We start from the raw sequence: 24,436 nt of genomic DNA, 5'->3' as shown, positions 1-24,436 counted from the left end.
CGATGCCCAGGACGAACGGAGCGCCCCGTGACCGCGATGGTCACGGGGCGCTCCGTCGTCCGCGGGCCGCGGCTCAGCGCGTGATCTCGGTGCCGTTCGGCGCCGAGGCCGGGGTCGCGGCCTCCTGGTTCGCACCGGTCAGGCGCGAGACCACCCGCATGCCGTGGAAGATCAGCAGCGCAGCGGCGGTGCCGAGCGCGATGCCCTCGAAGCGCAGGTCACCGATCACCCAGGTGTAGTTCGCGATGCCGATGATCAGCGGCACGGCGGCCGTGGTGAGGTTCACCGGGTTGGAGAAGTCCACCTTGTTCTGCACCCAGATGCGGGCGCCGAGGATGCCGATCATGCCGTAGAGCATCGTGGCGGCCCCGCCGAGCACGCCCGCCGGGATCGTGGCGATGAGCTCGCCGACCTTCGGCGACAGCGACAGCACGAGGGCGGCGCCGGCGGCCACCCAGTAGGCCGCCGTCGAGTAGACGCGGGTGGCGGCCATGACGCCGATGTTCTCGGCGTAGGTGGTGGTGCCCGAGCCGCCGCCCAGGCCGGCGAGCGTGGTGGCGGCGCCGTCGGCCAGCAGCGCGCGGCCGGTGAGCCGGTCGTAGTTGCGGCCGGTCATCGCGGCCACGGACTTCACGTGGCCGACGTTCTCGGCGATGAGCACGAGCACCACGGGCAGGAACAGGCCCAGCACCGCGGGGTCGAAGGACGGCGCGTGGAACGTGGGCAGGCCGAGCCAGTCCGCCTGGCGGACGGCGGTGAAGTCCACCTGGCCCTGGATCACGGCGGCGACGTAGCCGATCACCACGCCGACCAGGATCGACAGGCGCCCGAGCATGCCCTTGAACAGCACGGACACGAGGATGATCGCGACGAGGGTGATGAGCGCCGTGGCGGGCGCGCCCTTGAAGTTGGTGTACGCGCTCGGGGCCAGGTTGAGGCCGATGAGCGCCACGATGGTGCCGGTGACGATCGGCGGCATCACGGCGTCGATCCAGCCGCCGCCGGTGACGTGCACGATCGCGCCGATCACCGCGAGCAGCAGGCCGCTGGCGAGGATGCCGCCGACGGCGACGCCCAGGTCGCCGTCGGCGCCCTTGGCCGCCGCGATCGGCGCGATGAACGCGAAGCTCGAGCCCAGGTAGCTGGGCAGCTTGTTGCCCGTGATGAGCAGGAACGCCGCGGTGCCGATCGCGGAGAAGAACAGCGTGGTCGACGGCGGGAAGCCGGTCAGCAGCGGCACCAGGAACGTCGCGCCGAACATGGCGACCACGTGCTGCAGTCCGATGCCGATCGTGCGCGGCCAGCTCAGCCGCTCGTCGGGGGCGACGACGGCGCCCGGGGTGAGGGTGCGTCCGTCGCCGTGCAGGGTCCAGCCGAGGCTCATGGCGCTCCGTCCGTGAAGGGGGTGTGAAAAGACCAGGGGCGAGGGTAGTCGCCGCGGCGACCCGCCCTGTTTCAGCCCCGTGTCGGCCAGGGCACGGGCTGGTGGCACGGGCTGGTCGCACGGGCTGGTGGCACGGGCTGCTCGCACGACGGCGGCGCGGCCCCGCCGGGACCGCGCCGCCGTCGGACCGGCGTCCCGCCGCAGCGGGACGCCGGCGGCGTCAGACCGCCGTCACAGCTGAGGTGCGACCTCACGGGCGATCAGCTCGAGGTGGTCGAGGTCGTGCAGGTCGAGCACCTGCAGGTACACGCGCTCGATGCCGTCGGCCTCGACCTGGGCCAGGCGGTCGACGGCCTCGGCGACGGTGCCGGCGACGCCGTGCTCGCGCAGCTCGGCCGGCTCACGGCCGATCGCGGCGGCACGGCGCGCGAACTCCGCCTCGTCCCGCCCGACGGCGAGCACGAGGGCGGCGGAGTGGGTGAGCGTCTCGGGGTCGCGGCCGGCCTCCTTGAGCGCCCGGTTCACCACGTCGATGCGCGGCGCGATGTCGCCGAACTCGGGGAACGCCTGGTTGTACTCGGTGGCGAACCGGGCGGCGAGCGCCGGCGTGCGCCTCGGGCCCGAGCCGCCCACGATCACGGGGATCTGCGCCTGGGTCGGCTTGGGCAGCGCCGGGGAGTCGGTGAGCGTGTAGTGCTCGCCGGAGAAGGAGTAGCGCTCCCCCGCCGGGGTGCCCCACAGGCCGGTGATGACCTCGAGCTGCTCCTCGAGCAGGCCGAAGCGCTTGGCCGGGAACGGGATGCCGTAGGCGGCGTGCTCCTCGGCGAACCAGCCGGCGCCCAGGCCGAGCTCGACCCGGCCGCCGGACATCTGGTCGACCTGCGCCACCTGGATGGCCAGCACGCCGGGGTGGCGGAAGGTCGCCGAGGTGACCAGGGTGCCGAGGCGCAGGGTCGTCGTCTCGCGGGCCAGGCCGGCGAGCGTGGTCCAGGCGTCGGTCGGGCCCGGCAGCCCGTCGCCGCCCATCGCGAGGTAGTGGTCGGAGCGGAAGAACGCCGAGAAGCCGAGCTCCTCGGTCGCCCGGGCGACCTTGAGCAGGTCGTCGTAGGTGGCGCCCTGCTGGGGCTCCGTGAAGATGCGCAGATCGAGGGTCATACGTCCATCTTGCCCCGCCCGGGCGGACGGGCTCGCCCGTCCGCCCCGACGGCGGCGGCTCAGTCGAACGCGGGCGACTCGGTGCGGCTGCGCTTCATCTCGAAGAAGTGCGGGAACGACGCGAGCGCCACCGCGCCGTCGAAGACGCGCACCGCGTCCTCGCCGCGCGGGATGCGCGTGAGCACCGGACCGAAGAAGGCGACGCCGTCCACGTGGACGGTCGGGGTGCCGACGTCCTCGCCGACCGGCTTCATGCCCGCCTCGTGCGACGCGGCCAGCGCGGCGTCGTAGGCGTCCGACGTGGCGGCGTCGGCGAGGTCGGCCGGCAGCCCGGCCTCCGCGAGCGCCTCGCGGGCGACGGCGTCGAGGTCGGTGCGGCCGCCGGCGTGGATGCGGGTGCCGGCGGCGGTGTAGAAGGCGGAGAACGCCTCGGGCCCGCGCTCGGTCTGGACGGCGGCGGCGACGCGGCCGATCCCGCGCGAGGCGTCGATCCGCTCGCGGTAGTCGGCGGGCAGGTCGCGGCCCTCGTTGAGCAGGTACAGGCTCATCAGGCGGAACGTCAGCTCGACCGGCCGCTGGGCGGCCACCTCGAGCGCCCAGCGCGAGGTGATCCAGGCGAACGGGCACATCGGGTCGACGTAGACGTCGACCACGGGGACGACGTCGTCGGGCCGGGCGGGGGCGGGCGTGGTCGCGGTCTCGGTGCTCACGGCGCGACCCTACTCGCGCGCCCGCGACCCGCTCGCCGCGGCCCGACGGCCCGACCGCCGGCCCGCTCGCCGCCCCTGCCGGCCGGCGCTCCCGTAGGCTCGCGGCCGTGGGCATCCGCTGGAAGAGCGTGGCGACCGTGGCCGGCGCCGTCGTCGTCGCCCTCGTCTTCTTCGTCACCGCGCTGCGCGGCCGGGTCTGGGCGTGGCTGCCGTGCGCGCTGGCCGTGGCCGTCGCCGTGCGCGAGCTGCGCTGGCTGCAGCGCGACGGCCGCCGGGGCCGCGAGGCCGGCTTCGACCAGCCGCGCCGCTGACCGGCCCTGGGCGCGGCCGCGTCGCCCCGGGTCGCTCGCCCGGCAGCGCCCGGCACGCGCTAGCCTCGGGCGCATGGCCCGGACGTCGCACACGCACGCGCAGGCCGTCGACGTCGCGATCGAGCTGTTCTCTCGCAAGGGCTACGAGCAGACCACGGTCGAGGAGATCGCCGACGCCGCCCAGGTCAGTCGCGCCACCTTCTTCCGCCGCTACCGGTCCAAGGAGGACGTGGTCTTCGCCGACCACGAGCTGCTGCTCGAGCAGGTGGTGCTGATGCTCTCCGAGACGGGGCCCGAGGCGCGCGAGGACGGCGACGTGCCGGCCGGGCGCACCACCTGGGACCCCGCCGTCGACCCGTACGTCGAGGTGTGCCGGGCCGCCCGCCTGGTGTTCGACCACCACGTGGGGCAGCGCGAGACGTCGCTGGCGCGCTACCGCCTGCTGCGCCAGGTGCCCGCGCTGCGCGACCGCGAGCTGGTCACCACCCACCGCTACGAGCGCGCCTTCACCCGGTACCTGCGCGACACGCTGCGGCCGGACCGCTCCTCGACCACCCAGTCGATCGCCTTCTCCGCCGGCGTCGTCGCCGTGCACAACGCGTTCCTGCGCCGCTGGCTGCGCAACCCCGACCAGGACCTCGGGCCCGAGCTCGACGAGGCGTTCGCCGACCTGCGCGCCACCGCCACCGCGGACCTGTCCGGCCGCGTGGCAGCGCCGCTGCCGGTGACGGTGAGCGGCGAGGCGGGCGCACGCGTCGTCGTCGCGGTGCTGGAGCCCGGCACGCGGCCCGACGACGTCGCCCGCGCGGTGCGGGACGCGCTGGGCTGACCCGCCGTCGGGAATAGCGGCGGGGCGTGGCATCCTTGTGGAGAGCAAGACACGCACGACGTGCTCCGGGGTCGGTGAAATTCCGAGCCGGCGGTGACAGCCCGCGACCCGCTCTCCCGACGGAGAGCGGCTGACCTGGTGGAACTCCAGGGCCGACGGTCAAAGTCCGGATGGGAGGAAGCACGTGCGGCGTGCCCGCAGCCGTCGTCGACGGCGGGGTGGCGCCGCCGGTCGTGGACGTGCCGGGCCGCCCTCCGGGCGGCGTGGCGGCGTCGTCGGCCCCTCCCCTCGTCTCTCCTCGGGCACCGGTGCCCGAGGAGAGGACTGAGATGGACGTCATCCGCTGGCTGTTCGACGCCACCTTCCAGATCGGCGACCAGCAGCTGCTGTGGCGCGAGGTGATCGGCAACGTGTTCGGCCTGGCCTCCGCGCTGGGCGGCATGCGCCGCAAGGTGTGGGCGTGGCCCGTGGGGATCGTGGGCAACGTGCTGCTGTTCACCGTGTTCCTGGGCTCGTGGTTCGGCGGCTCGCCCCTGCCCGACATGCTCGGCCAGGCCGGCCGCCAGGTGATGTTCATCGCCGTGAGCGTCTACGGCTGGGTCCAGTGGCGCCGCACCCGCCGGCAGAACCTCGAGGTGCGGGCCGACGGCACCGTGCCCGCCGACGACGGCGCCGCCGTGCACCCGCACTGGGCGTCCTGGCGGGCCCGCCTGGGCCTGGCGGTCGCGCTGGTGGGCGGCACGCTCGCGCTCACCCCGGTGTTCCGGGCGCTCGGCTCCTACGAGCCGGTGTGGGCGGACGCGTGGATCTTCATGGGCTCGCTGCTGGCCACCTACGGCATGGCCAAGGGCTGGGTCGAGTTCTGGCTGATCTGGGTGGCGGTCGACGTCGTGGGCGTGCCGCTGCTGTTCAGCGCCGGCTACTGGGCGTCCGCGCTGATGTACGTGTTCTACGGGGTGTTCACGCTCACCGGGTTCTTCGTCTGGTGGCGCATCAACGCCCGCGAGCGCGCCGCGGCGCAGCAGGTCGCCGCGCCGGCCTGACGCGCAGCGCCGGCCGGGACCCTCGGCCCGGCTCTCCCCGGCTGATCGGCGACTCGCCGTCTGTTCGGTGAATCGTCGGCCGATCGGGTTCGGCGACTCGCCGTCTGTTCGGTGAATCGTCGGCTGATCGGTGGTCCGGACCGCCGATCAGCCGACAAATCACCGAACTGACGGCCGCCGCGCCGCGCGCGGCGCCGAGCGGGACGAGCACGGGCCGCGCCCCGGTTGCCGTGCGCCGCGCGCCGGCGCAGTGTCGAGCCATGCTCATCGCCGAGGACCTGCTGCTGCTCGCGTACGACGACGAGTCCGGCACGGAGACGGGGGCCCTGGGCCTCGACTACCGGCTCGCCGGCGCGCTGCTGGTGGAGCTGGCCATGGACGGCCGCGTGGACGTCGCCGGGGACGCGGCCCAGGGCATGCCGCAGGACCCGGCGAGGGCGACCGTCGTCGTGCGGGACCCCTCCCCCACCGGCCACCCCGCGCTGGACGCGGCCCTCGCCGTCGTCGGCGAGAGGCCGCGGCGCGCCAAGGACCTCGTCGAGCCGCTCTCGCACGGCGTGCGCGAGCGGCTGCTCCAGGCCCTCGCCGACCGGGGCGTGCTGCGCCGCGAGGAGCGCAAGGTGGTCGCGATCTTCCCGGTCACGCGGTGGCCCGCCGAGGAGCGGGCGCACGAGGAGGTGCTGCGCACGCGGCTGGTCGCGGTGCTCGTGGACGGGCTCACCCCCGACCCCCGCACCGCCGCCCTGGCCGCACTGCTCAAGGGCTCGGGGCTCGTGGCGCGGCTGGTGGACAAGCCTGACCGGAAGCGGGCCGAGGAGCGGGTCGAGGAGCTGGCGGCGTCGGCGTGGGTGGCCGACGGCGTCGCGGCGGCCCTGGCCGCGCAGGCGGCGATGTCGGCGGCGCTCACCGCCGTCTTCATGGCCACCACGATCCTGCCGGCCACGAGCTGAGGCCCCGGTGGCGACGACCAGCGCCGGGCTGCTGCTGTACCGCCGGGGCGCCGGGGACGCCGGGGCCGGTGTCGAGGTGCTGCTCGCCCACATGGGCGGCCCGTTCTGGGCGCGCAAGGACGCCGGGGCCTGGACCATCCCGAAGGGCGAGCTCGAGGAGGGCGAGGACCCGCACGACGCCGCCCTGCGCGAGGCGGCCGAGGAGCTCGGCGTCGCGCTGCCCGCCCCGCCGGTGCCCGACCTCGAGCTCGGCGAGGTGCGCCAGCGTGGCGGCAAACGAGTGCTGGCCTGGGCGCGCGCGGCGCCGCCGGGCGTGGACCTCACCGACGTGCGCAGCAACGTCGTCGAGGTGGAGTGGCCGCCGCGCTCGGGGCGCCGGATCGAGGTGCCGGAGATCGACCGCGCGGCGTGGTTCGCGCCCGACGACGCCCGCCGGGTGATCGTGAGCGCGCAGGCCGAGCTGGTCGACCGCCTGGTGGCCCGCCTCGCCGCGTCCTCGCCGCGCTGAGACGCCTCGCCGCCCTGACCGTTGCGGGTCACACGCGGACGGTGCTCAGGCGAAGGCCGAGACACCCGTGATGTCGCGGCCCACGATGAGGGCGTTCATCGACTCGGTGCCCTCGTAGGTGTGCAGGGCCTCGATGTCGGCGAAGTGCCGCGCGACGCGGTTGCCGAGCAGGATGCCGTTGCCGCCGAGCATGTCGCGCGCGATCGACGCCACCTCGCGGGCGCCGCGGGTGCAGGTGAACTTCGCCAGCGACGCCTGCGGCCCGCTGAGCGCGCCGCGCTCGGCCAGCCGCGTCGTCTGCGCCACGAGCAGCTGCATCTGGGTGATCGTGGCCAGCATCCGGGTGAGCCGCTCCTGCACGAGCTGGCTGGCGGCCAGCGGCCGGCCGAACTGGATGCGCTGGCCCGCGTACTGCACGGCCGCCTCGTAGCAGGCGATCGCGTGCCCGACGGCGGACCAGGCGACGCCGAGGCGGGTCGCGAACAGCACCTGCGACGTCGCCCTGAAGGACGTCGCGCCGGGCAGCGCGGCGTCGGCCGGCACGAAGACGTCGTCCAGCACGATGTGGGCCTGCCAGATGGCGCGCAGCGACGTCTTGCCCTCGATCGTGGTGGCCCGGTAGCCGGGCGCGTCCTGCGGCACGACGAAGCCGTGCACCTGGTCGTCGCCGCCCTCGCCGACCAGGCGGGCCCACACCACGGCGATGTGGCCGCAGGAGCCGAACCCGATCCACTTCTTCTCGCCGGCGATGACGTAGCCGTCGACGCCGTCGCGCACCGCGCGCCGGGCCGTGGTCTCGAGCGAGACGGAGTCCGAGCCGTGCGTCGGCTCCGTGAGCGCGAACGCCCCGAGGATCTCCCCGCGCGCCATCGGGCCCGCGTACCGGTCGACCTGCTCCGGGGAGCCGTGCATGACGATCGAGCGCAGCGCGAGGCCGCCCTGCACGCCGCAGATCGTGGTGACCGAGCCGTCGCCGCGGGACATCTCCATGCTGGCCAGCCCCTCGGCCATGAGCGAGATCCGCGGCAGGCCGGGCACGTCCACGCCGTCGCGCAGGAAGTCGAGGTCGGCCATCCGCTTGAGCAGGTCGAACGGCACCTCGGCCCGCTCCCAGTAGCCGTCGATGACCGGCAGCACCTCGGTCTGGACGAACTCGCGCACGGCGAGCTGGTGGGCACGCTCCTGCGGGGTGACGTCCGCGAAGGCGCCGAGGTAGTCGACGTCGAGGGGCTGGGAGACGTCGTAGTCGGGGGCGGTGACCCCGGGCATGATCGGGGACCGGTCGGCGGTCATCGGTGCTCCGCTTCGTCGAGGTGCTGCTGCGTCCCTCTCATGGTTCTCCGCAACGGCGTCTCACGTCAAGCGATACCGAGTATCAGGTGTTCGGCGCGGCGGTGCGCCCTCGCTGCGCGGAGACCACCAGCTCCCAGGCCAGGCCCGCGCCGCCGTCGCACCGTGCGAGCCGGTCCGGGTCGGCCCGCGCGCGGTCCGTCGCCGCGCCGAGCAGCGGCTCCACCCCGACGGACCGGTACGGCGCGCGGTCCGGCCACCCCCCGAGGTTCCGCCAGACCACGAGCGACAGCGGCGCACGGCCGGACAGCAGCCGCCAGCGCAGCCGGAGCCGGTCCTCGCCGTCGACGACGTCGACCGCGCTGGTGGCCACGACGGCGCACCGGGCCGTCCGGTCGTCCGCGCCCAGCCGGTCGAGCGGGACGCCGCCGCCGTCGGGCCACACCGTCGCCGTGTCCCTGCCGGGGCGCGGCCAGTCGCTGACGACGACCGCCGGCTCGCCCGGCACGACGAGCCGCGCCGCGGGCGAGAGGTCGAGCAGCAGGTGGACCGCGTGGAGCAGCCCGACGCCGGCCGGTGCTCCCACGCGGTACCGCGCCCGGACCGCCCCGTCGACGACGTCGAGGCGGCGCGCGAGCGTCAGCCCGCCGGCGTCCACCGTGGCGCCGCCGCGCGTGCGCGTCCACGGCCGCGACCACGCGTCGCCGTGGTCCGGCGTCCCCACCACCGTGGGGAAGCACTCCTCGCCCCCGCCCGCGTCCACGAACGCGTCGCCCGGCCGCACCGCCGCACGAGCGGCGGCGGGCACCCGCGGGTTGCGCCAGAGCCACTCGCGCTCCGGCGTGCGCAGCGACGTCCATCGGCCGCCGTGGGCCAGGTCGGTGCTGGCGGTCAGCGGGCGGGACCGCGCCCCGCCCGCGGTCACGGTTCGCGGTCCAGGACGACGACGTCGCAGTCGCCCCACCGCCAGCCGACCGGCAGGCCGTCCGTGGCGAGCGCGCCACCCTCGTGCACGACTGGCGTGCCGCGGACCCGGTACCGGGCGGCCGGGTCGAGGTCCTGCAGGCGCACGCGGTACCCCTGCCCGCCGGCGGCGCGGCGCCACGCCAGGACGACGACGGAGCCCGGTGTCGTGTACTGGACGGCCGACGCCGCGTCGGCCGGGGTGCCGTGCCGCCGCACCCGCCCGTGGTGCACCACGTCGCGCAACGAGGTGTACAGCCGGACGAGGTCCCGTGCCGTCGCCCGCGTGGCCTCGTCCCAGCGGAGCAGGTCGGCGCCGATCCCGAGCACGCCCGACATGGCGACCACGAACCGGAACGCCAGGCTCGACGGCTCGGTGTCGACCCGGTCGGGCATGTCCGTCACCCACGAGCTCATGACCCAGGGCGGGTAGGCCTCGAGGAACCCGTGCTGGATGGCGAGCCGGTCCCGGGGGCCGGTCTCGTCGCTCGGCCACACGACGTCCGTGCGGGCGAGGACCGCGGCGTCCACCCGTCCGCCGCCGCCCGCGCACGCCTCCACGGTGACGTGGGGGAACTCGGCGCGCAGCGCCTCCAGGACGCGGTAGTACGCCGTCGTGTGCCGCCACGACCAGTCGTCCCCGCCCGCGCCGGGCTGCCCGCCGTCGGTGACGGAGCGGTTCATGTCCCACTTGAGGTAGCTGACGTCCCCGGGCCCCAGGAGCCGTCGCAGGGTGCCCAGGACCCACTCCTCGACGTCCGGCCTGCCCAGGTCGAGCACGAGCTGGCGGCGCTGGGTCGTCGGCGCGCGCCCGGCCACCCGGTGCACCCAGTCCGGGTGCGCCCGGTACAGGTCGCTGTCCGGGCTGACCCCCTCCGGCTCGATCCACAGGCCGAACCGCATGCCGCGGGCCCGCACGCCGTCGGCGATCTGGCCGAGGCCCCGCGGCAGGCGCGCCGGGTCGGCCTCCCAGTCCCCCAGCCCGGCGGCGTCGCTCGTCCGCCCCCGGAACCACCCGTCGTCGACGACGAACACCTCGGCCCCGACGTCGCCGGCGACGTCGGCGAGCGCGAGCTGGTGCTCGGCGCGCACGTCGAAGCCCGTGGCGTACCAGGAGTTGTAGACGACCGGCCGGTGCTCGGGCCCGGTCGACCGGGCGAGGGTCCGCTGGTAGCCGTGCCAGGCGTGCGCGAGGTCGTCCGCCGTGCCCTCGACGCGGGTGCCGAGCAGCGCGGGCGTGGTGAGGACCTGACCGGGCCCGAGCGTGTGCACGCCGGACTCGTCGTCGAGCCCCGCGGAGACACGGACGTGCGGGGCCGCCGGCACCGCGTCGACCGCGAGCCGCCACGAGCCGCTCCAGGCGAGGGCGACGCCGAAGCGTGCGGCGGGGTGGTCGGCGGGCGGCACGCCGGGGACGGCACCGTCGCCGCCCCGGGGACGACGCCGGACGCCCACCAGCGGTGCGTACGTGTGCGACGTGATCCCCTGCCGGCTGCCGATGCTCAGCGTCCCGGCCGCGAGGTCGGTGTCGACGGCCGCGAGCTCCCGCGACCACGCCCCCGTGAGCAGCCGGACGACGGCCCCGGGGCCCACCGGCAGGTTGAACGCTCCGCCCCACGCCCGGAGCAGCTCGACCGGCTGCCCGCCGTCGTTGCGCACATCCGCCCACTTCTCCACGACGTCGTGCTGCCGGGAGGTGCGCAGGTGCAGCGTGACGCCGAGGCCGACGACGTCGTCCGCGAGCGGGCACGCGAGGTGAGCACCCTCGTCCGTGACCTCGAGCGCGACCTCGCCGCGCACGGCGAGGCGGGCGCCCCGCACGCCGTCGGCCCGCCGGACGACGAGCTCGACGCCGTGCACGCTGCGGGTGCCGAGGGCCGTGGCCTCGAGCGGCAGGCGGTCGAGGTCCGTCTCGAAGGGCGACGCCGGAGCCGCCGGGACGCCCGCGGGCACGCCGTCGTCGCCCGCGCCGCCCGCGCCGCGCCAGCCCAGCGACACGAGCCCTGCGCCGCGGGGGGCGAGCCCCACCGCGTACTCGCCCGACCTGGTCGGCAGGACCCACGGGCCGGCGGCGCCGCTCGGCCGGCCCCGCCGTGCCGCGCGCGCCTCCCGGAGGGTCACTTGTTCGTCCCCACGAGCAGCCCGGACACGAACTGCTTCTGGAACACGAAGAAGACGATCGCCGTCGGGACCGCCGCGGCGAGCGACCCCGCGGCGACGACGTTCCACGCGCTCGCGTAGCCGCCCTGCAGGTTGAGCAGCGCGGCGGTGATCGGGAACTTGGCCTCGGTGCGCAGCACGGTCATCGCCCAGATCAGGTCGTTGAAGACCCACGTCGTCGCGAGCGCCGCCAGCGCCGCGAGCGACGGGCGCGACAGCGGCAGGACGATCTGCCAGAAGATCCGTCCCGCACCGGCGCCGTCGAGCCGGGCCGCCTCGAAGACCTCGACCGGCAGCCCGCGCATGAACCCGTGCAGGACGAAGGTGTAGAAGCCGATGCCGAAGCCGACCTGGACGACCACGAGCGCCAGCCGCGTGTCGGCGATCCCGAGCGACTCGCAGATCGCCGCGACGGGCACGAGCAGGATCTGCGGGGGCAGCAGGTTGCCGGCGAGCATCGTCAGCAGGATGGTGCGCCGTCCGGGGATCGCGAACCGGCTCAGCGCGTAGGCGGCGCACGCCGACAGGGCGAGCGACGCGAGCACCGCGAACGCGGTGACCGTGATGCTGTTGCCGAGCGCGCGCAGCACGCCGCCGTCGGCGAACGCCGTGCTGAAGCCCTCGAGGCTGAACGACGCCGGCAGCGCGCCGAGCCCGCGCGCCGCGATGTCGTCGAACGAGCGCACCGCCACGAAGGCGACGAAGACGATCGGGCTCAGCCACAGCAGCGTGACGGGCACCATGACGACGTGCAGCCACGGCGAGCGTGCCGGGCGACGCCGGCGACGCTGCGGCGGCGCCGCACCGACGGCCTGCGGCTGCTGGGCTCCCAGGGTGAGGGCGCTCACGATCAGTCCTCCGTCCTGGCCTGGCGGGCGAGATACGTGATGATGAAGCCGATCGCGAGGGCGAAGATCACGACGGCGATGGCGGAGGCGTAGCCGAGGTTCCCCGTGGTGAACGCCTGCTGGAACATGTAGGTGCTCAGCAGCTGCGTCTCGTTGTACGGGCCGCCGCGCGTCATCGCCCAGACGATGTCGAACGTGCGCAGCGAGTCGATGACGGTGACGGCGAAGACGACCATGTTCACGCCGCGCAGCTGCGGCATGACGATGCGCCAGAACCGCTGCCAGGCGCCGGCCCCGTCGACGGCTGCCGCCTCCTCGAGCGTCGCGTCGCAGCTCTTGAGGCCCGCCAGGTACAGCACCATGATGTAGCCGACCTGCCGCCAGACCGCGGCCACGAGCACCGCCCCGAGCGCCACCTCCGGGTCCGCCAGCCACTGCCGCTGGAGCGAGCCGAGGCCGACCACCTCCAGCGCGGCGTTGACCGGTCCCCCCGGCTGGTACATCACGCGCCAGAAGAGGCCGGTGACCGCGAGCGACACCACCATCGGCAGGTAGATCGCGCTGCGGTACAGGCCCACCAGCGGGCCGGGCTTGTTGAGCGCGACCGCCAGCGACAGCCCGACGACGACGGACAGGCCGCCGAAGCCGACGGCCCACACGACGTTATTGACCAGCGCCGTGCGGAAGATCGGGTCGGCCGCGAGGTCGAGGAAGTTCTGGAGCCCCACGGGCTCCGCCGCCCCGATCCCGTCCCACCGGGTCAGCGCGAGGGAGAACGAGTTGCCGGCGGGCCAGAAGACCCAGAACAGCTCGACCACGAGCGGCACGAGCAGGAAGACCCAGACGAGCAGGGGCACGCGCCCGCGCCGCCGCCGGCGGGGCTCCGGCGGGCGGCCCGGGGCGACCTCGGGCTCGACGTCGGCGAGCGCGGCGCTCACGAGGAGAAGACCCCTTCGGCGGCGCGCTGCCACTCCTCGAGGATCGACCTCAGGTCGTCCGGCTGGGCGAGGAACCGGGTCAGCGCGGTGTCGGCCGTCGCCTGGAGCGCGTCCGACGAGTCACGGTTGAAGAACTGGGTGATCTCCTGCGTCTCGTTGAGGAGCTGGATGCCCTTCTGCACCAGCGGGCTGAAGGACGACGTGTCGACGTCGGGCGACGTGGGGAGGTTCGACGACTTCGACGCCTCGATGTACTGCTGCTGCGCCTCCGGGGAGACGAGGTACGACAGCAGGTCGAGCGCGCCCTCGGGGTTGTCCGTCCGCGCGGCGGCGAAGAACCCGTCGGTCGGGGCCTCCTCCGCGGTGGGCACCGAGTCGTTGATGACGGGGACCGAGAAGAAGTCCAGGTCCTCGCGCTGGTCCTCGGGGAAGTACCCGGTCGCGAAGGCGCCGACGAGGTACATGGCCACCTGGTTCTGGGCCACCGGCGTGGCGGCCTCCTGCGCCGAGTAGGAGGCCATGTTGCGGTCGAAGTACGGGATGAGGCGCCGGTACTCCTCCATGACGTCCACGACCTGGGGATCGGTGAACGAGTGCTCGCCGGCCAGGAGCTCCCGGTGGTACTGGGCCCCGTTGATCCGCAGGTCGAGGTAGTCGAACCAGCCCGACGCCATCCAGGGCGTCGAGCCGATCCCGTTCGCCAGCGGCGCCACCCCCTGCCCGGACAGGTTCTCGCACAGCGCGTGGAACTCGTCCCACGTCGTCGGTGGCTGCACGCCCCACTCCTGGAACGCCGACTTCTTGTAGAAGACCGACCACCAGTAGTAGTTCTGGGGCACGAAGATCTGCTTGCCGTCGGCGTCGGTCGACAGGTTGCGCAGCGCGTCCGAGTACCCGGCGCACGCGCCGTCGCCCTTCCAGAGCGGCGACACGTCGAGGAGCAGGCCCTCGGCGGCGTAGGCCCGCGCGACCGAGCCGGCGTACCAGGTCAGGACGTCGGGCGGGTTGCTCGAGCGCAGGTAGTTGGTGAGCTGGGCGCGGAACTGCTCGGTCGCCACCGAGTTGAGGGTCACCTTGGCGCCGGTGTAGCCGGCCACCAGCGCCTCCAGCGCCGCCTTCGGGTCGGCGTCCTGGATGGACGACTGCAGCGTGACCGTCCCCGTGCCGCCGCTGGCCCCGGAGCCGCCCTGCTGCCTGGGCGAACCCACGCAGGCCGACAGCAGGCCGGCCGCACCCAGCGTCGCACCGCCCAGGAGCAGCTGGCGTCGCGTGACCGGCGTGGTGGTCAGGTTCGTGAACATCGTTGTTCCTCCTCGCGCGCCGTCGTCGGCGCCTGGTGCCGATCAGACCACGGGCTCGAGCACCTCCCGGCCCGTGAAGATGGCGGCGCACTCCTGCTGGAGCGCGACGTCGGACCACATCGGGTGGTGAGGGGCGGCGTTGGAGCAGACGACGGCGCCCCGGACGCCGAGCCGGCGCGCCTCGCGCAGCGCGTGCCGGCACAGCTCCGCGCCGACGGGCCCCTCCTCGAACCGACCGTGCAGCGGCGTGTACCCGACGTAGCCCTCGCCGAGCAGCAGCGGGATGCCGCGGGCCGCGGCGGCGTCGGCAGCCACCTCGAGCCACAGCGTGAGCTTCTGCTCCATCGCGAGCCGGTGGTTCGCCCAGCGGTCGTAGAGCCACCGGTCCCAGGCGTCCGGGTCGCACCAGTCGTGCACGTAGACCTCGGGCCGCGCCATGATCGTCGCGCGGGTGCGCCACTCCTGGCCGGGCGGGACCGACCAGTCGCGCGGGTCCGGCGCCCCGGGGCGCAGCAGGGGGCGCACGCGCTCGACGTCGAAGTCCTCGAGGGGGCCCCGCAGCCCGAACGTCTCGACGAGCTCCCCGAGCACGCCGTACACGTAGGGGTGCACCACGAGGGCGTCGAGGTCCCGCGGCAGCGCGCTCAGCGCCCCGACGGGCACCCCGGCGTAGTCGACCGTCACCGGCCGGTCCGGGCGCCGCTCGCGGAAGCGGGCGATGCCGCGCTCCAGGCGCGGCGTGAGCGCGCGCACCGCCTCGTCCCTGCCGCTCGCCCCGAGCCCGTCGGTCAGGTAGCCGACCTGCACCTCGTTGTGCAGCTCCGTCAGGACGAGGCGGTGGGCGAGGCCCTCGGCCTCGAGGAGGTCGACCAGGTCGGCGTGCGCGTCGGCGAGCACCACCGCGCGGTCCTCGGGGTCGACCGCGTGCAGCGCCTCGTACCAGCCGGGGTCGCGCGCGAAGGACGGTGACTGCTGGTACTCCCACGACGAGGCGATGACACCGACGTCGTGCCGGTCGGCGGCACGGAAGAGCTCGAGCAGGTGGGCGCGCGCGTCGATCGTCGTCTCGCGACGCACGTCGTACCACCGGACGCGCTGGCCGTAGTCGCCGCCCAGGGGGCCGAGCCGCAGCGCGCTCGTGTCGAGGCCCGACCGGAACAGCAGGAACGGCATCGCGCAGATCCGCACCGTGTCGTACCCGCGCTCCCGGGCCTGGGCGAACGCCCGGTCCAGGTCCTCGAAGGGCTCCCCGGGACCGGTGCGGGTGTACCAGGTGAAGTCCCACAGCGAGACGAGGAGCGGCTCCTCGGTGGCGGTGACGAGGGCACGGGGGCTCATGCGGGGTCCTCCTGTCGTGTCGGGGCGGGGCTGAGCGCGTCGCGGAGGTGCTCGACGGCGTGCCGCAGGTCGGCGGCGACGCGGGACGGGGCCAGCGCGGGACGGCGCAGCACGCGTACCGCCCGTGCGCCGTCGCCCTCGAGCACCGCGAGCTGGGCGTCGAGGACCGCCAGCCGCCGGTCGCGCACCCGGACGGGGTCCTCCTGGAAGAGCAGGAGGTCGGGCAGCGACGTCGCGAAGTAGTCGACGCGGGGCACGGCTGCCGCGAGCTCGTCGCGGAAGCCCCGGAGCGACGCGGTCAGCTGCCAGGCCTCGGCGTCACGTCCGGCACGCCCCAGCGCGAGCACGGTCCAGAAGGTCGCCTCGCTGTGCGGCTGCGCGCTCATCGCCAGGAAGTCGCCGCGCTGAGCCGCCGCGACCGCCCACGCGGCGGCGGCGCCCTCCTCGTCCCCCGCGCGGTCGAGGGCGTCACCGAGCAGCAGGTGCAGGCGGGCGGTGCTGGCCAGGGGGTGGCGCGCCTCGCCGAGGGACGCGGGCGGGTCGAGCGCGGCGCGCAGCGCGGTGGCCGCCGCCGCGGGACGGCCGCCGGCGAGCGCGGCGACCGCCACGCGGGCGTGCGCCCGCTCCCATGCCTCCACGACCTGCCCCTCACCGCCCTCCCACGGGTGGAACCGGTGGCGGCCGAGGATCTCGAGCGCCTCGCCCTCCCGGCCGGCGGTGACCAGCAGGTGCAGCAGCTCGACCGCCAGGTCGTCACGCTCGAGCGCCAGGTCGCGCCGGCGCAGCAGCGCAGCGAGCCGCTGGGCGGGGGCGACGCCCGCGAGCGCGTCGAGCTGGTCGCGCTCGTACAGCAGCCGTGCGTCGTCGGGCGCGGCCGCCCGCGCCCGGTCGTAGGCGCCGCGCGCCGCCTCGAGGTCGCGCTCGCGGTCGGCGGCGACCAGCCCGAGGTTCCGCCAGACCACCGCGTCACCGGGGTCCAGGGCTGCCGCCGCGCGCCAGAGGTCCGCGGCGTCGCCGTGCCGTCCGACGGCGTAGCACCAGTGCCCCAGCAGCGCCCGCGCGCGGGCGTCGCCGGGGTCCGTCGCGACCGCCTCGGTCAGCACGGCGGCGTCGGCCAGGCGGCCGGGGAAGCACCAGGTCGCGTCGAGGCGACGGGCGCGCGCCCGCTCGGCCGCCGCGTCGTCCGGCCGGCCGAGCAGCCCCAGCACGTGGGCCCGGTGGTAGGCGACGAGGGGTCCGGCGGCCGTCTGGCCGGACGCGCGCCGGGACTCGCGGTCGTCCGCGTGCGCCAGGCAGTCGAGCGCCGCGGCGGCCTCTCCGGCGCCCGAGAGCTCGATCGCCACGTCGAGGCACGTCTGCGCGTCGCCGCTGGGCGGGAGCCCGTCGAGGAACCGCAGCCACGCGTCCATCGGGTCGAGCGCGCGCGCCCGGGCCAGGAGGTCGGCGGCGCGGTCCGCGTGGCCGAGGCGCCGGTGGCACACGACGGCGAGCGCCAGCGCCTGCAGGTGCTCGGGCTCCGTGCGCAGGACGTCCGCGAGCCGCTCGAGCGCTCGCGGGTGCCGGCCGGCGCGGGCGTCGATCCTGGCCATGCGGTAGCCGGCCGGCGCGCGCCAGGCCCGGGCCCAGGACGCCTGGGCGTGCGCCCGGTACGCGCGGTCGTCGTCGCCGAGCGCCTCCAGCGCCAGCCCGAGCACGTACAGGGGCCGGGTGTCCCGCGGGCTGCGGTGCCGGCGGGTGAGCCGCCCCGCGGCGCGCTCCGCCAGGTCCCGGGCCTCGGCGTACCGCCCCGCGCCGTACGCCCGGACCGCCAGCCCCGTGAGGCTGTCCACGTGGTCGGGGTCGCGGCGCAGCGCCTCGTGCCAGTACGGCTCGGGCGACCGCGTCGCGTGCCGGTAGAGCTCGAGGTGGGCCGCGACGAGGGCCAGCTCCTCGACGCTGTCCACGGCCGCCGGCTCCGGCGGCTCGGTCGCCGGCTCCGGCTCGCGGGCGGTCCCCCCGCCCGCCGCGCTCTCCGACCAGACGACGAGCTCCCGGCCCGCGCGGGTCACGGCGACCGTGGCGGGGCCCGCCCCCGGCGGCAGGACGTGCGCGCCCCGGTACGGCCTTCCGGGGTCGAGGTCGACGACGACGGCGGCCACGGTCCGCCCGTCCGCCGTGACGGTGACCTCGACATCGGCCAGGGCGCGCGGCACGGCCACCGCGACCACGGCGGTGTCGCCGCGGCGCTCGAGCCGGACTGCACCGTCCACGGTGGCCCGGTCCACGGGTCCCGTGCCGCGGATCGGGTACCAGTACTGGGAGAAGACCTTCGTCTCCCCGGGGGCCAGGTGGGCGAAGTCGGGCTGGTTGTCGGTGAACACCCCCGCCATGAGCTCGACGTAGTGGGCACCGTCGTCGGCGAGGTTCGCGTCCCAGGCGTGGCCGAACGGGGAGCTGCCCCACGTCCACTGCTTCTTGCCGGGCGAGATCGCCTGGTCCGCCACGTGCACGAAGCCGAGGCCGGCGCCGTGGTCGTACCCGCCGAAGAAGCCCTCGTCGCTCTCCAGGCACATGTAGGACGTCGGCACCGGGATGTTGCGGTACCAGTCGATCCGGTCGCCGGTGTGGACAGTCCCGTCGCTCGCGACGTTCCGCTCCCCGGCGCGCGCCGGGTAGTCGACGCCGTAGTAGGGCCGGTCGGCCCGCGGGAAGGCGGTCACCGCCCGCCGGGCGTGGTCGGCGACGAAGCGCACGTCGCGCGGGAAGAACGACTGGTAGTCGTCGTCCACGCGCGCGGCCACGTTCGCCCACCAGAGGAAGGTCTGGGGCACCTCGGAGCGGTTGTACAGCCGGACGGCGAGCTCGAGCAGCGCGGACCCGGGCCGCAGCCGCAGGGCGTGCATGCCCTTCATCCGCGCGAACGGGTCGTGGTCCGAGCAGCGCACGACGACGGCGCCGTCCGGCTCGTGCTCGATCTCCGCGTCCACGGGGAGATAGGTGCCCGGGCGGTGGTGCTGGGGCCAGTTGAGCTCGACGCCGCCGGCGACCCACGGCCCGGCGAGCCCGACGAGCGCCGGCTTGATCACCGGGTTGGTGTAGAAGAGGTCCCGGCCGCTCGCCCGGTCGCGCACCACGTGCACCCGTCCGCCGAGCTCCGGCAGCACGACGACGTGCAGCCACTCGTTCTGCAGGTGCACGGCGCGCCACCGGCGCAGGTGCGGCTCGGTCGCGATCCGGTGGTGGAACGGCAGCGGGTACACCCGGCCCGACGACCCCTGGTAGACGCGCCGGTCGAGGTACGCCGGGAACCTGTCGGGGGGCAGCGGCTCGTACGTCCGCAGCGTCAGGGGCTCCTCCCAGGCCGCAGCCGGGCGTCCGGCCTGGTCGGCCGGACGGTCCGGGAGCCGGAGCGTGTACTCGTCGTCGAGCATGGAGCCGACGCTACGGCCCGGCCCCGGCCCGGTGAAGGGACGGATCGACGCCTTCGCCTGGACGATCCGACGGTCGCGAGACCTGTCCGCGCCGCCGCGCCGCCGCTACGATCCGGCTGTGCGGATCCGCGAGGGGTTCCCCGGCCAGCGTCTGCGCGTGCTGCCGGCCGACGTCGTCCGGGCCGCCTCGGCCACGGGGCCGACGGCGCGCCTGCTCGTGACCGACGCCGGCTACTTCCCCCACGCCGCGCACCACGGCCGGACGCGGCGGCACGGGGCCGGCGGGACGATCCTGATCGCGGCGGTCGCCGGCCGCGGGGCGTGCCGCACGTCGGAGGGGACCTACGACGTCGCCGCCGGCCAGGCGCTGGTCATCCCGGCGCGCACGCCGCACGTCTACTGGGCGGACGACACCGACCCATGGACGATCTGGTGGATGCACGCCCGTGGGCCGGACGCCACCGCGTTCGAGGACCAGCTCGCCGAGCACGCCGGGCAGGACGGGGTCGCCGTCGTCGACCTGCACGACCTCCTGCGGGTGGTCGCGGACCTCGAGCGCGCGGTGGTGGCCCTGGAGACCGACGAGACCTATCCCACCCTGCTGCGCGCGTCCGGGGCGGCGTGGTCGGTCATGGCGCAGGTGACGGCGGACGCGGCCGCCGGGAGCCCCGCGCGGGGCGAGCCGGTCAGGGCGGCCCAGGAGTACCTGCGCACGCACCTCGACGCGCCCGTGCGGGTCGGGGACCTCGCGCGGCGGTGCGGGCTGAGCACCTCCCACTTCGCGGCGCTGTTCCGGGCGGCGACCGGCGGGGGCGTCGTCGAGTACGTGAAGCGCCAGCGCATGGCGCGCGCGTGCGAGCTGCTCATCACCACCCGCCTGCCGATCGCCGACGTCGCCCGCGCCGTCGGGTACGACGACCCGTTCTACTTCTCGCGCCAGTTCCGCAGCGTGCACGCGTGCAGCCCGAGCGAGTTCCGGCTCAGCCGCCCGGAGTGACAGCCGCCCGGAGTGAGAGCCGCCCCGAGCGACGGGCACGGGCGGGGCGTCAGGAGCCGGTGAACGTCAGCACGAGCAGCGCCACGTTGAGCACCACGACGACCCCCGCCACCAGCCCCGCGAACACCTGCGTGCCCAGCGCGTTGCGGTGCTCGCCGAGCAGGTCGCGGCGTCGGGTCAGGACCACCAGCGGGATCATCGCGAACGGGATGCCGAAGCTCAGCACCACCTGGCTCACCACGAGCATCCACGTGGGCGACAGCCCGGTGGCCAGCAGCAGCACGGCCGGGACCAGCGTCACCAGCCGCCGTCCCAGCAGCGGCACCCGCACCCTGAGCAGGCCGGCCATGATCTCCGCGCCGGCGTAGGCGCCCACCGACGTCGACGCCAGGCCGGAGCACAACAACCCGATGCCGAACAGCAGGCCCACCGCCGGGCCGAGGGCGGCGGTGATGGCCGCGTGCGCGCCCTCGATGGTGTCGGTGCCCGCGACGCCCGCGCCGTGCAGCGCCGAGGCCGCCAGCAGGAGCATCCCGATGTTGACGCCGCCCGCCAGCACGAGGGCGAGCACCACGTCCCACCGGGTGGCCGTCAGCAGCCGCCGTGTGGACGCACCGCGGGCGAGCTCGGGCGGCAGCCCCTGACGGCGGCGCTGCGCGACGTCGTACGCCACCCGGTCGCGCGCCAGCGAGGAGTGCAGGTAGATCGCGTGCGGCATCACCGTGGCGCCGAGCATCGACGCCGCGAGCAGCAGCGAGTCCGCACCCTCCAGGCGGGGCACGAGCCCGCCGAGCACGCTGCCGGCGTCGGGCGGCGAGAACAGCAGCCCGGCGCAGAACCCGATCGCCAGCACGGCGAGCATGCCCGTGACGACCTGCTCGAACACCCGCTGCCCGTGGCGCGCCTGCAGCGCCAACAGCACCAGGGAGACGACGCCGGTGATGATGCCGCCGACCACGAGGGGCACGCCGAACAGCAGGTACAGCGCGATGGCGCCGCCGATCACCTCGGCGAGGTCCGTGGCCGCCGCGACGACCTCCGCCTGGCCCCAGTACGCCAGCCGGGCGGGGCGCGGCAGCCGCTCCCCCAGCACCTCGGGCAGCGAGCGCCCGGTCACGACGCCGAGCTTGGCCGACAGGTACTGCACGAGCACGGCCATGACGTTCGCCGCCACCAGCACCCACACGAGCAGGTAGCCGTAGCGCGCGCCCGCGGTGAGGTTGGCCGCGACGTTGCCGGGGTCGACGTAGGCGATCGCCGCGACGAAGGCGGGGCCCAGCAGCGCGAGGATCCGGGCGGGGCGGCCCGACGCCGGGCTCCCCTCCCGGCGGGGCACGCCCCGCCCCGCCGGCACCGTCCCGACGCCCTCGCGTGCTGCAGCCTGGCTCACCCGTGCTCCCCTCCAGCGACCGTGCGGAGGCCCCGTCGTGCCTCTCGCAGTCGATCGTGGCACAGGTTTCGGTTACCCGAAACCCTGGGAGGCGCCGGGCGCCGTGCCGGCGCCGCGGGACGCCTCTCGGCGGCCCGCAGCGGCGTCTGACACCATGTGGCCGTGCCCCCCGAGCCCCCGCGCCGCGACGCCGGAGACGACGACCTGCGCGACGCCGACCGCCCCGCCGAGCCCCGTCCCGCCGGCGGGCGCGACGCCGAGCCCCGTCCCGCCGGCGCGCGCCCCGCGCTCGAGCGCGCGGTCCTGTCGGGTCCCGCGCTCGCCGTCGGGTTCGTGCTGGCGCACCTGTGGCTGGTGCTGGACGCGATCTCCTGGCGCGGCCAGATCTACGGCGACGTCACGCTGTACGAGTGGTGGGCCCGCAACGGCCTGTCCACCGGCCAGTGGCCCGTGCTCGACTACGACTGGGTCTACCCGGCCGCCGCGCTCGTGCCCGTGACGCTGCCGGCGCTGGTGACGATCACGACGCTGGGCTACGAGGCGGTGTGGACGGCGCTGGTGATCGCGCTGGACGGCGTCGCGGTGTGGCAGCTGGCCCGCTCGGCGCCGCGCGGGCGCGTCGCCGCGTGGTGGTGGCTGGTGTTCCTCGTCGCGCTCGGGCCGATCTTCCTGGGCCGGCTCGACGGCGTCGTCGCCCCGCTCATCGTGCTCGCGCTGCTGTGGGCGGGGCGCCGCCCGGCGGTGGCGGCGGCGGTGGCCACCCTCGGGGCCTGGATCAAGATCGCGCCGGGCGCCGTCGTCGTCGCCCTCGCCGCCACGGCGCGGCGCGGGCGCGACCTGCTGCGCGACGTCGTCGTGCCGGGCGCGGCGGTGAGCCTGGCGGTGGTGGGCCTCGCGCTGCTCGGCGGCGCCGGCGAGCGCGCGTGGAGCGTGTTCGGCGAGCAGGGGGCGCGCACGCTGCAGGCCGAGTCCGTGGCGGCCACCTGGTTCAGCGTGGCGCGGCTGTGGGACCCCACCGTGCACATCGCCTACAACGACGTCATCTACACCTACGAGGTGCAGGGCGACGCGGCGCGGCAGGTCGCCTCCGGCCTCGACGGGCTGCTGCCCGTCGCGGTGCTCGCCGTGGCCGCGCTGGCGTGGGCGGCCGCCCGACGCCGACCCGACCTGTCGGCGGACGTGCTGCTGCTCGCGGCGGCGGCCGGGCTGCTGGCGCTGATCGTGTTCAACAAGGTGGGCTCCCCGCAGTTCGTCGCCTGGATCGGCCCGCCCGTCGCCGCGGCGCTGGTGCTCGCCGGGCCGGGCGCGCGGCACGTGTGGTCCCCGCCCGCGGTGGGGATGCTGCTCGTGGCCCTCGGCACGCAGGTCCTCTACCCCGTCGCCTACGGGGAGTTCCTCGCCGGCGAGCCGTGGATGGTCGTGGTCGCGGCGCTGCGGAACGTCGGGCTCGTGGTGCTGCTGGGCGGGGCGGTGTGGCGGCTGGGTGCCCTGGCGGCGAGCCGGCGCCCCCGGGTGGAGCCGGCGCCCGCCGTCGCGCACGGCTGAGGCACCGCCCGCGCGGCCGGTGCCTCGCCCGCGCGGGCTGGGCGCGGCCCGCGCGGGTGAGGCGCCGGTTCCCCGGCCGTTCCGCCACCGTTCGGCCAACCTTCCCCGGGCCTTCGGCGACACGACGCGGTGCCGCCGCCCCGCGGTCATCCTCCGCCGGTGTCCTGGCGGCGTGAGCGTCGCGATCGTGCCGACCCCGGGCCCAGGTGACGGGCCGGTGGTCGTCGCGCTCGGCGACTCGGTCACCGGCGGCGTGGGCGACGCGGCAGGCCCGGGCGCGCCGCACGGCCCCGGCTGGGCCGGGTGGCTGGCCGACCTCGCCGGGGCCTCCTGCTTCGTCAACCTGGCGAGCGACGGCGCCCGCGCGCGGCACGTCGTCGCCGAGCAGCTGCCCCGGGCGCTGGCCCTGCTGCCCGACGTCGCCACCGTCGTCGTGGGCGGCAACGACGTGCTGCGCTCCGACTTCTGCGCCCACGACGTGGCGCGCGACCTGTCCACCGCCGTCACCGCGCTGCGCGACGTCGGTGCCACCGTGGTGCTCGCCCGGCTGCCCGCCATCGGACTGTTCGAGCTCACGCCCCCGGTGGTGCGGCAGGTCGTGCGGGCGCGGGTGGCCCAGGTCAACGCGGTGGTCGACGCGGTGGCGCACGCGTCGCGGCCCGGGACGGTCTCCGAGCTGGGCGCGCTGCGGGCATCGCGGGCTGCGCCGGGCACCGACCGGGGGCCGGGCATCGACGACGGGCGGGGGCGCGGCGCCGTCGTGGTCGTGGACGTCGCCGACGCCGCGCGGCTGGCCGGGCGCGCGGCGTGGCACGCCGACCGGGTGCACCTCTCCCCGGCCGGGCACCGGGCGCTGGCGGCGGTCGCCGCCGTCGCGCTCGACCGCGCCGGGGTGATCGCGCTGCCGGAGTCCGCCGGGGCGACCGTGCCCGTGTCAGCACCAGCGCAGCCCATGGCGTGCGCTGGTACTGACAGTCCGTGGGGCGACGCGCTCGTGTCAGCACGAGCGCGGGGCATGGCCAGCGCTCGTGCTGACCGGCGCGCGGGCGTGCTCGACGAGGCCCGGGCGCTGCTCGCGACGATGGCACCGTGCCCGACGACGTCGACCGGCGCGCGGCTCGCGTGGCTCGTCGTCGCCGGGCTGCCCTGGTGCGTGCGCCGCGGGCGCGACCTCGTGCCGGGGCTGGCGCGCGCCGTCGTCGACATGGACGGCACCCTGCTCGACCCGGACGGCGAGGTGCCCGCCACGCTCGGGCCGCTGCTGGGCGAGCTGCGCGAGCGCGGCGTGCTGCTCGTGCCCGCCAGCGGCCGGCAGTACGCGACGCTCGCCCGCACGTTCGCCGGCGCCCTCGAGGGCATGCCGGTG

At 75.7% G+C, this 24,436-nt stretch carries 20 protein-coding genes and 1 riboswitch; of the genes, 8 read left to right on the top strand and 12 right to left on the bottom strand.

The annotated features are described in order from the left end of the window. Window positions 1–73: 73 nt before the first annotated feature. From GSF02_RS14755 to GSF02_RS14745, 3 genes are all read right to left on the bottom strand, one after another. Window positions 74–1,384 carry a uracil-xanthine permease family protein gene (locus GSF02_RS14755; RefSeq protein WP_159797835.1) on the bottom strand — a complete coding sequence of 437 codons (1,311 nt, stop codon included), beginning with the start codon at window positions 1,382–1,384 and terminating at the stop codon, window positions 74–76. A 231-nt stretch (window positions 1,385–1,615) separates the two neighbouring features. Continuing rightward, window positions 1,616–2,539, bottom strand: coding sequence for an LLM class F420-dependent oxidoreductase (locus GSF02_RS14750; RefSeq protein ID WP_159797833.1), 924 nt, complete (start codon window positions 2,537–2,539; stop codon window positions 1,616–1,618). A 59-nt stretch (window positions 2,540–2,598) separates the two neighbouring features. Beyond that, complete coding sequence (locus GSF02_RS14745) at window positions 2,599–3,249, bottom strand: mycothiol-dependent nitroreductase Rv2466c family protein (protein ID WP_201308949.1); 651 nt, start codon at window positions 3,247–3,249, stop codon at window positions 2,599–2,601. A 107-nt stretch (window positions 3,250–3,356) separates the two neighbouring features. Between GSF02_RS14745 and GSF02_RS14740 the strand changes: the two genes are divergently transcribed. The 5 genes from GSF02_RS14740 to GSF02_RS14720 all read left to right on the top strand — a co-directional run bounded on the left by GSF02_RS14740 (window position 3,357) and on the right by GSF02_RS14720 (window position 6,890). Further along, window positions 3,357–3,560 (top strand): hypothetical protein, encoded by a 204-nt coding sequence (locus GSF02_RS14740; RefSeq protein ID WP_159797831.1) that lies wholly within the window; start codon window positions 3,357–3,359, stop codon window positions 3,558–3,560. A 73-nt stretch (window positions 3,561–3,633) separates the two neighbouring features. Further along, window positions 3,634–4,389 carry a TetR/AcrR family transcriptional regulator gene (locus GSF02_RS14735; RefSeq protein ID WP_159797829.1) on the top strand — a complete coding sequence of 252 codons (756 nt, stop codon included), beginning with the start codon at window positions 3,634–3,636 and terminating at the stop codon, window positions 4,387–4,389. A gap of 57 nt (window positions 4,390–4,446) precedes the next feature. After that, a riboswitch (FMN riboswitch) is annotated at window positions 4,447–4,576 on the top strand. 142 nt (window positions 4,577–4,718) lie between these two features. Further along, window positions 4,719–5,432 (top strand): nicotinamide riboside transporter PnuC, encoded by a 714-nt coding sequence (gene pnuC, locus GSF02_RS14730; RefSeq protein ID WP_159797827.1) that lies wholly within the window; start codon window positions 4,719–4,721, stop codon window positions 5,430–5,432. Window positions 5,433–5,692: 260 nt separating this feature from the next. Continuing rightward, complete coding sequence (locus GSF02_RS14725; RefSeq protein ID WP_159797825.1) at window positions 5,693–6,382, top strand: GOLPH3/VPS74 family protein; 690 nt, start codon at window positions 5,693–5,695, stop codon at window positions 6,380–6,382. 7 nt (window positions 6,383–6,389) lie between these two features. After that, window positions 6,390–6,890, top strand: coding sequence for an NUDIX domain-containing protein (locus tag GSF02_RS14720; RefSeq protein ID WP_159797823.1), 501 nt, complete (start codon window positions 6,390–6,392; stop codon window positions 6,888–6,890). A 45-nt stretch (window positions 6,891–6,935) separates the two neighbouring features. Here GSF02_RS14720 and GSF02_RS14715 read toward each other — a convergent pair whose 3' ends face one another. From GSF02_RS14715 to GSF02_RS14680, 8 genes are all read right to left on the bottom strand, one after another. After that, the gene (locus GSF02_RS14715; RefSeq protein ID WP_159797821.1) at window positions 6,936–8,183 is read right to left on the bottom strand and encodes an acyl-CoA dehydrogenase family protein; all 1,248 of its coding nucleotides are present in this window, start codon (window positions 8,181–8,183) and stop codon (window positions 6,936–6,938) included. 82 nt (window positions 8,184–8,265) lie between these two features. Beyond that, window positions 8,266–9,105 (bottom strand): hypothetical protein, encoded by an 840-nt coding sequence (locus GSF02_RS14710; protein WP_159797819.1) that lies wholly within the window; start codon window positions 9,103–9,105, stop codon window positions 8,266–8,268. Further along, window positions 9,102–11,171 (bottom strand): alpha-galactosidase, encoded by a 2,070-nt coding sequence (locus GSF02_RS14705; RefSeq protein WP_159797817.1) that lies wholly within the window; start codon window positions 11,169–11,171, stop codon window positions 9,102–9,104. The genes GSF02_RS14710 and GSF02_RS14705 overlap by 4 nt, the downstream gene beginning before the upstream one ends. Before the next feature lie 89 nt (window positions 11,172–11,260). Beyond that, entirely contained in the window at window positions 11,261–12,151 is an 891-nt protein-coding gene (locus GSF02_RS14700) for a carbohydrate ABC transporter permease (protein ID WP_235915601.1), read from the bottom strand. Window positions 12,152–12,153: 2 nt separating this feature from the next. Continuing rightward, entirely contained in the window at window positions 12,154–13,089 is a 936-nt protein-coding gene (locus tag GSF02_RS14695; RefSeq protein WP_159797815.1) for a carbohydrate ABC transporter permease, read from the bottom strand. Then, a complete protein-coding gene (locus GSF02_RS14690) occupies window positions 13,086–14,390 on the bottom strand; it encodes an ABC transporter substrate-binding protein (protein WP_201308948.1) in 1,305 nt (434 codons plus the stop codon). The genes GSF02_RS14695 and GSF02_RS14690 overlap by 4 nt, the downstream gene beginning before the upstream one ends. A gap of 42 nt (window positions 14,391–14,432) precedes the next feature. Beyond that, window positions 14,433–15,728 carry a cellulase-like family protein gene (locus tag GSF02_RS14685; protein WP_159797813.1) on the bottom strand — a complete coding sequence of 432 codons (1,296 nt, stop codon included), beginning with the start codon at window positions 15,726–15,728 and terminating at the stop codon, window positions 14,433–14,435. Continuing rightward, window positions 15,725–19,138 (bottom strand): DUF5107 domain-containing protein, encoded by a 3,414-nt coding sequence (locus tag GSF02_RS14680; protein WP_159797811.1) that lies wholly within the window; start codon window positions 19,136–19,138, stop codon window positions 15,725–15,727. Before GSF02_RS14680 ends, GSF02_RS14685 begins: the two co-directional genes overlap by 4 nt. 118 nt (window positions 19,139–19,256) lie before the next feature. Between GSF02_RS14680 and GSF02_RS14675 the strand changes: the two genes are divergently transcribed. Continuing rightward, window positions 19,257–20,135, top strand: coding sequence for a helix-turn-helix domain-containing protein (locus tag GSF02_RS14675; RefSeq protein WP_235915600.1), 879 nt, complete (start codon window positions 19,257–19,259; stop codon window positions 20,133–20,135). Window positions 20,136–20,184: 49 nt separating this feature from the next. Here GSF02_RS14675 and GSF02_RS14670 read toward each other — a convergent pair whose 3' ends face one another. Beyond that, window positions 20,185–21,471: an Nramp family divalent metal transporter gene (locus tag GSF02_RS14670; protein WP_159797850.1), complete on the bottom strand. Its 1,287-nt coding sequence runs from the start codon at window positions 21,469–21,471 to the stop codon at window positions 20,185–20,187. A 216-nt stretch (window positions 21,472–21,687) separates the two neighbouring features. Between GSF02_RS14670 and GSF02_RS14665 the strand changes: the two genes are divergently transcribed. Both GSF02_RS14665 and GSF02_RS14660 read left to right on the top strand, forming a co-directional pair. Further along, window positions 21,688–23,070, top strand: a complete 1,383-nt coding sequence (locus GSF02_RS14665; RefSeq protein ID WP_235915599.1) for a glycosyltransferase 87 family protein — start codon at window positions 21,688–21,690, stop codon at window positions 23,068–23,070. Between the two features lie 172 nt (window positions 23,071–23,242). Further along, window positions 23,243–24,436 (top strand): GDSL-type esterase/lipase family protein (locus tag GSF02_RS14660; protein ID WP_201308947.1); only part of this gene is annotated, 1,194 nt, incomplete at its 3' end.

The sequence above is a fragment of the Puerhibacterium puerhi genome (assembly GCF_009846865.1).
In the GTDB taxonomy this organism is placed as follows: Bacteria; Actinomycetota; Actinomycetes; order Actinomycetales; family Cellulomonadaceae; genus Puerhibacterium; species Puerhibacterium puerhi.
This window is presented reverse-complemented; position numbering and strand designations above follow the sequence as displayed.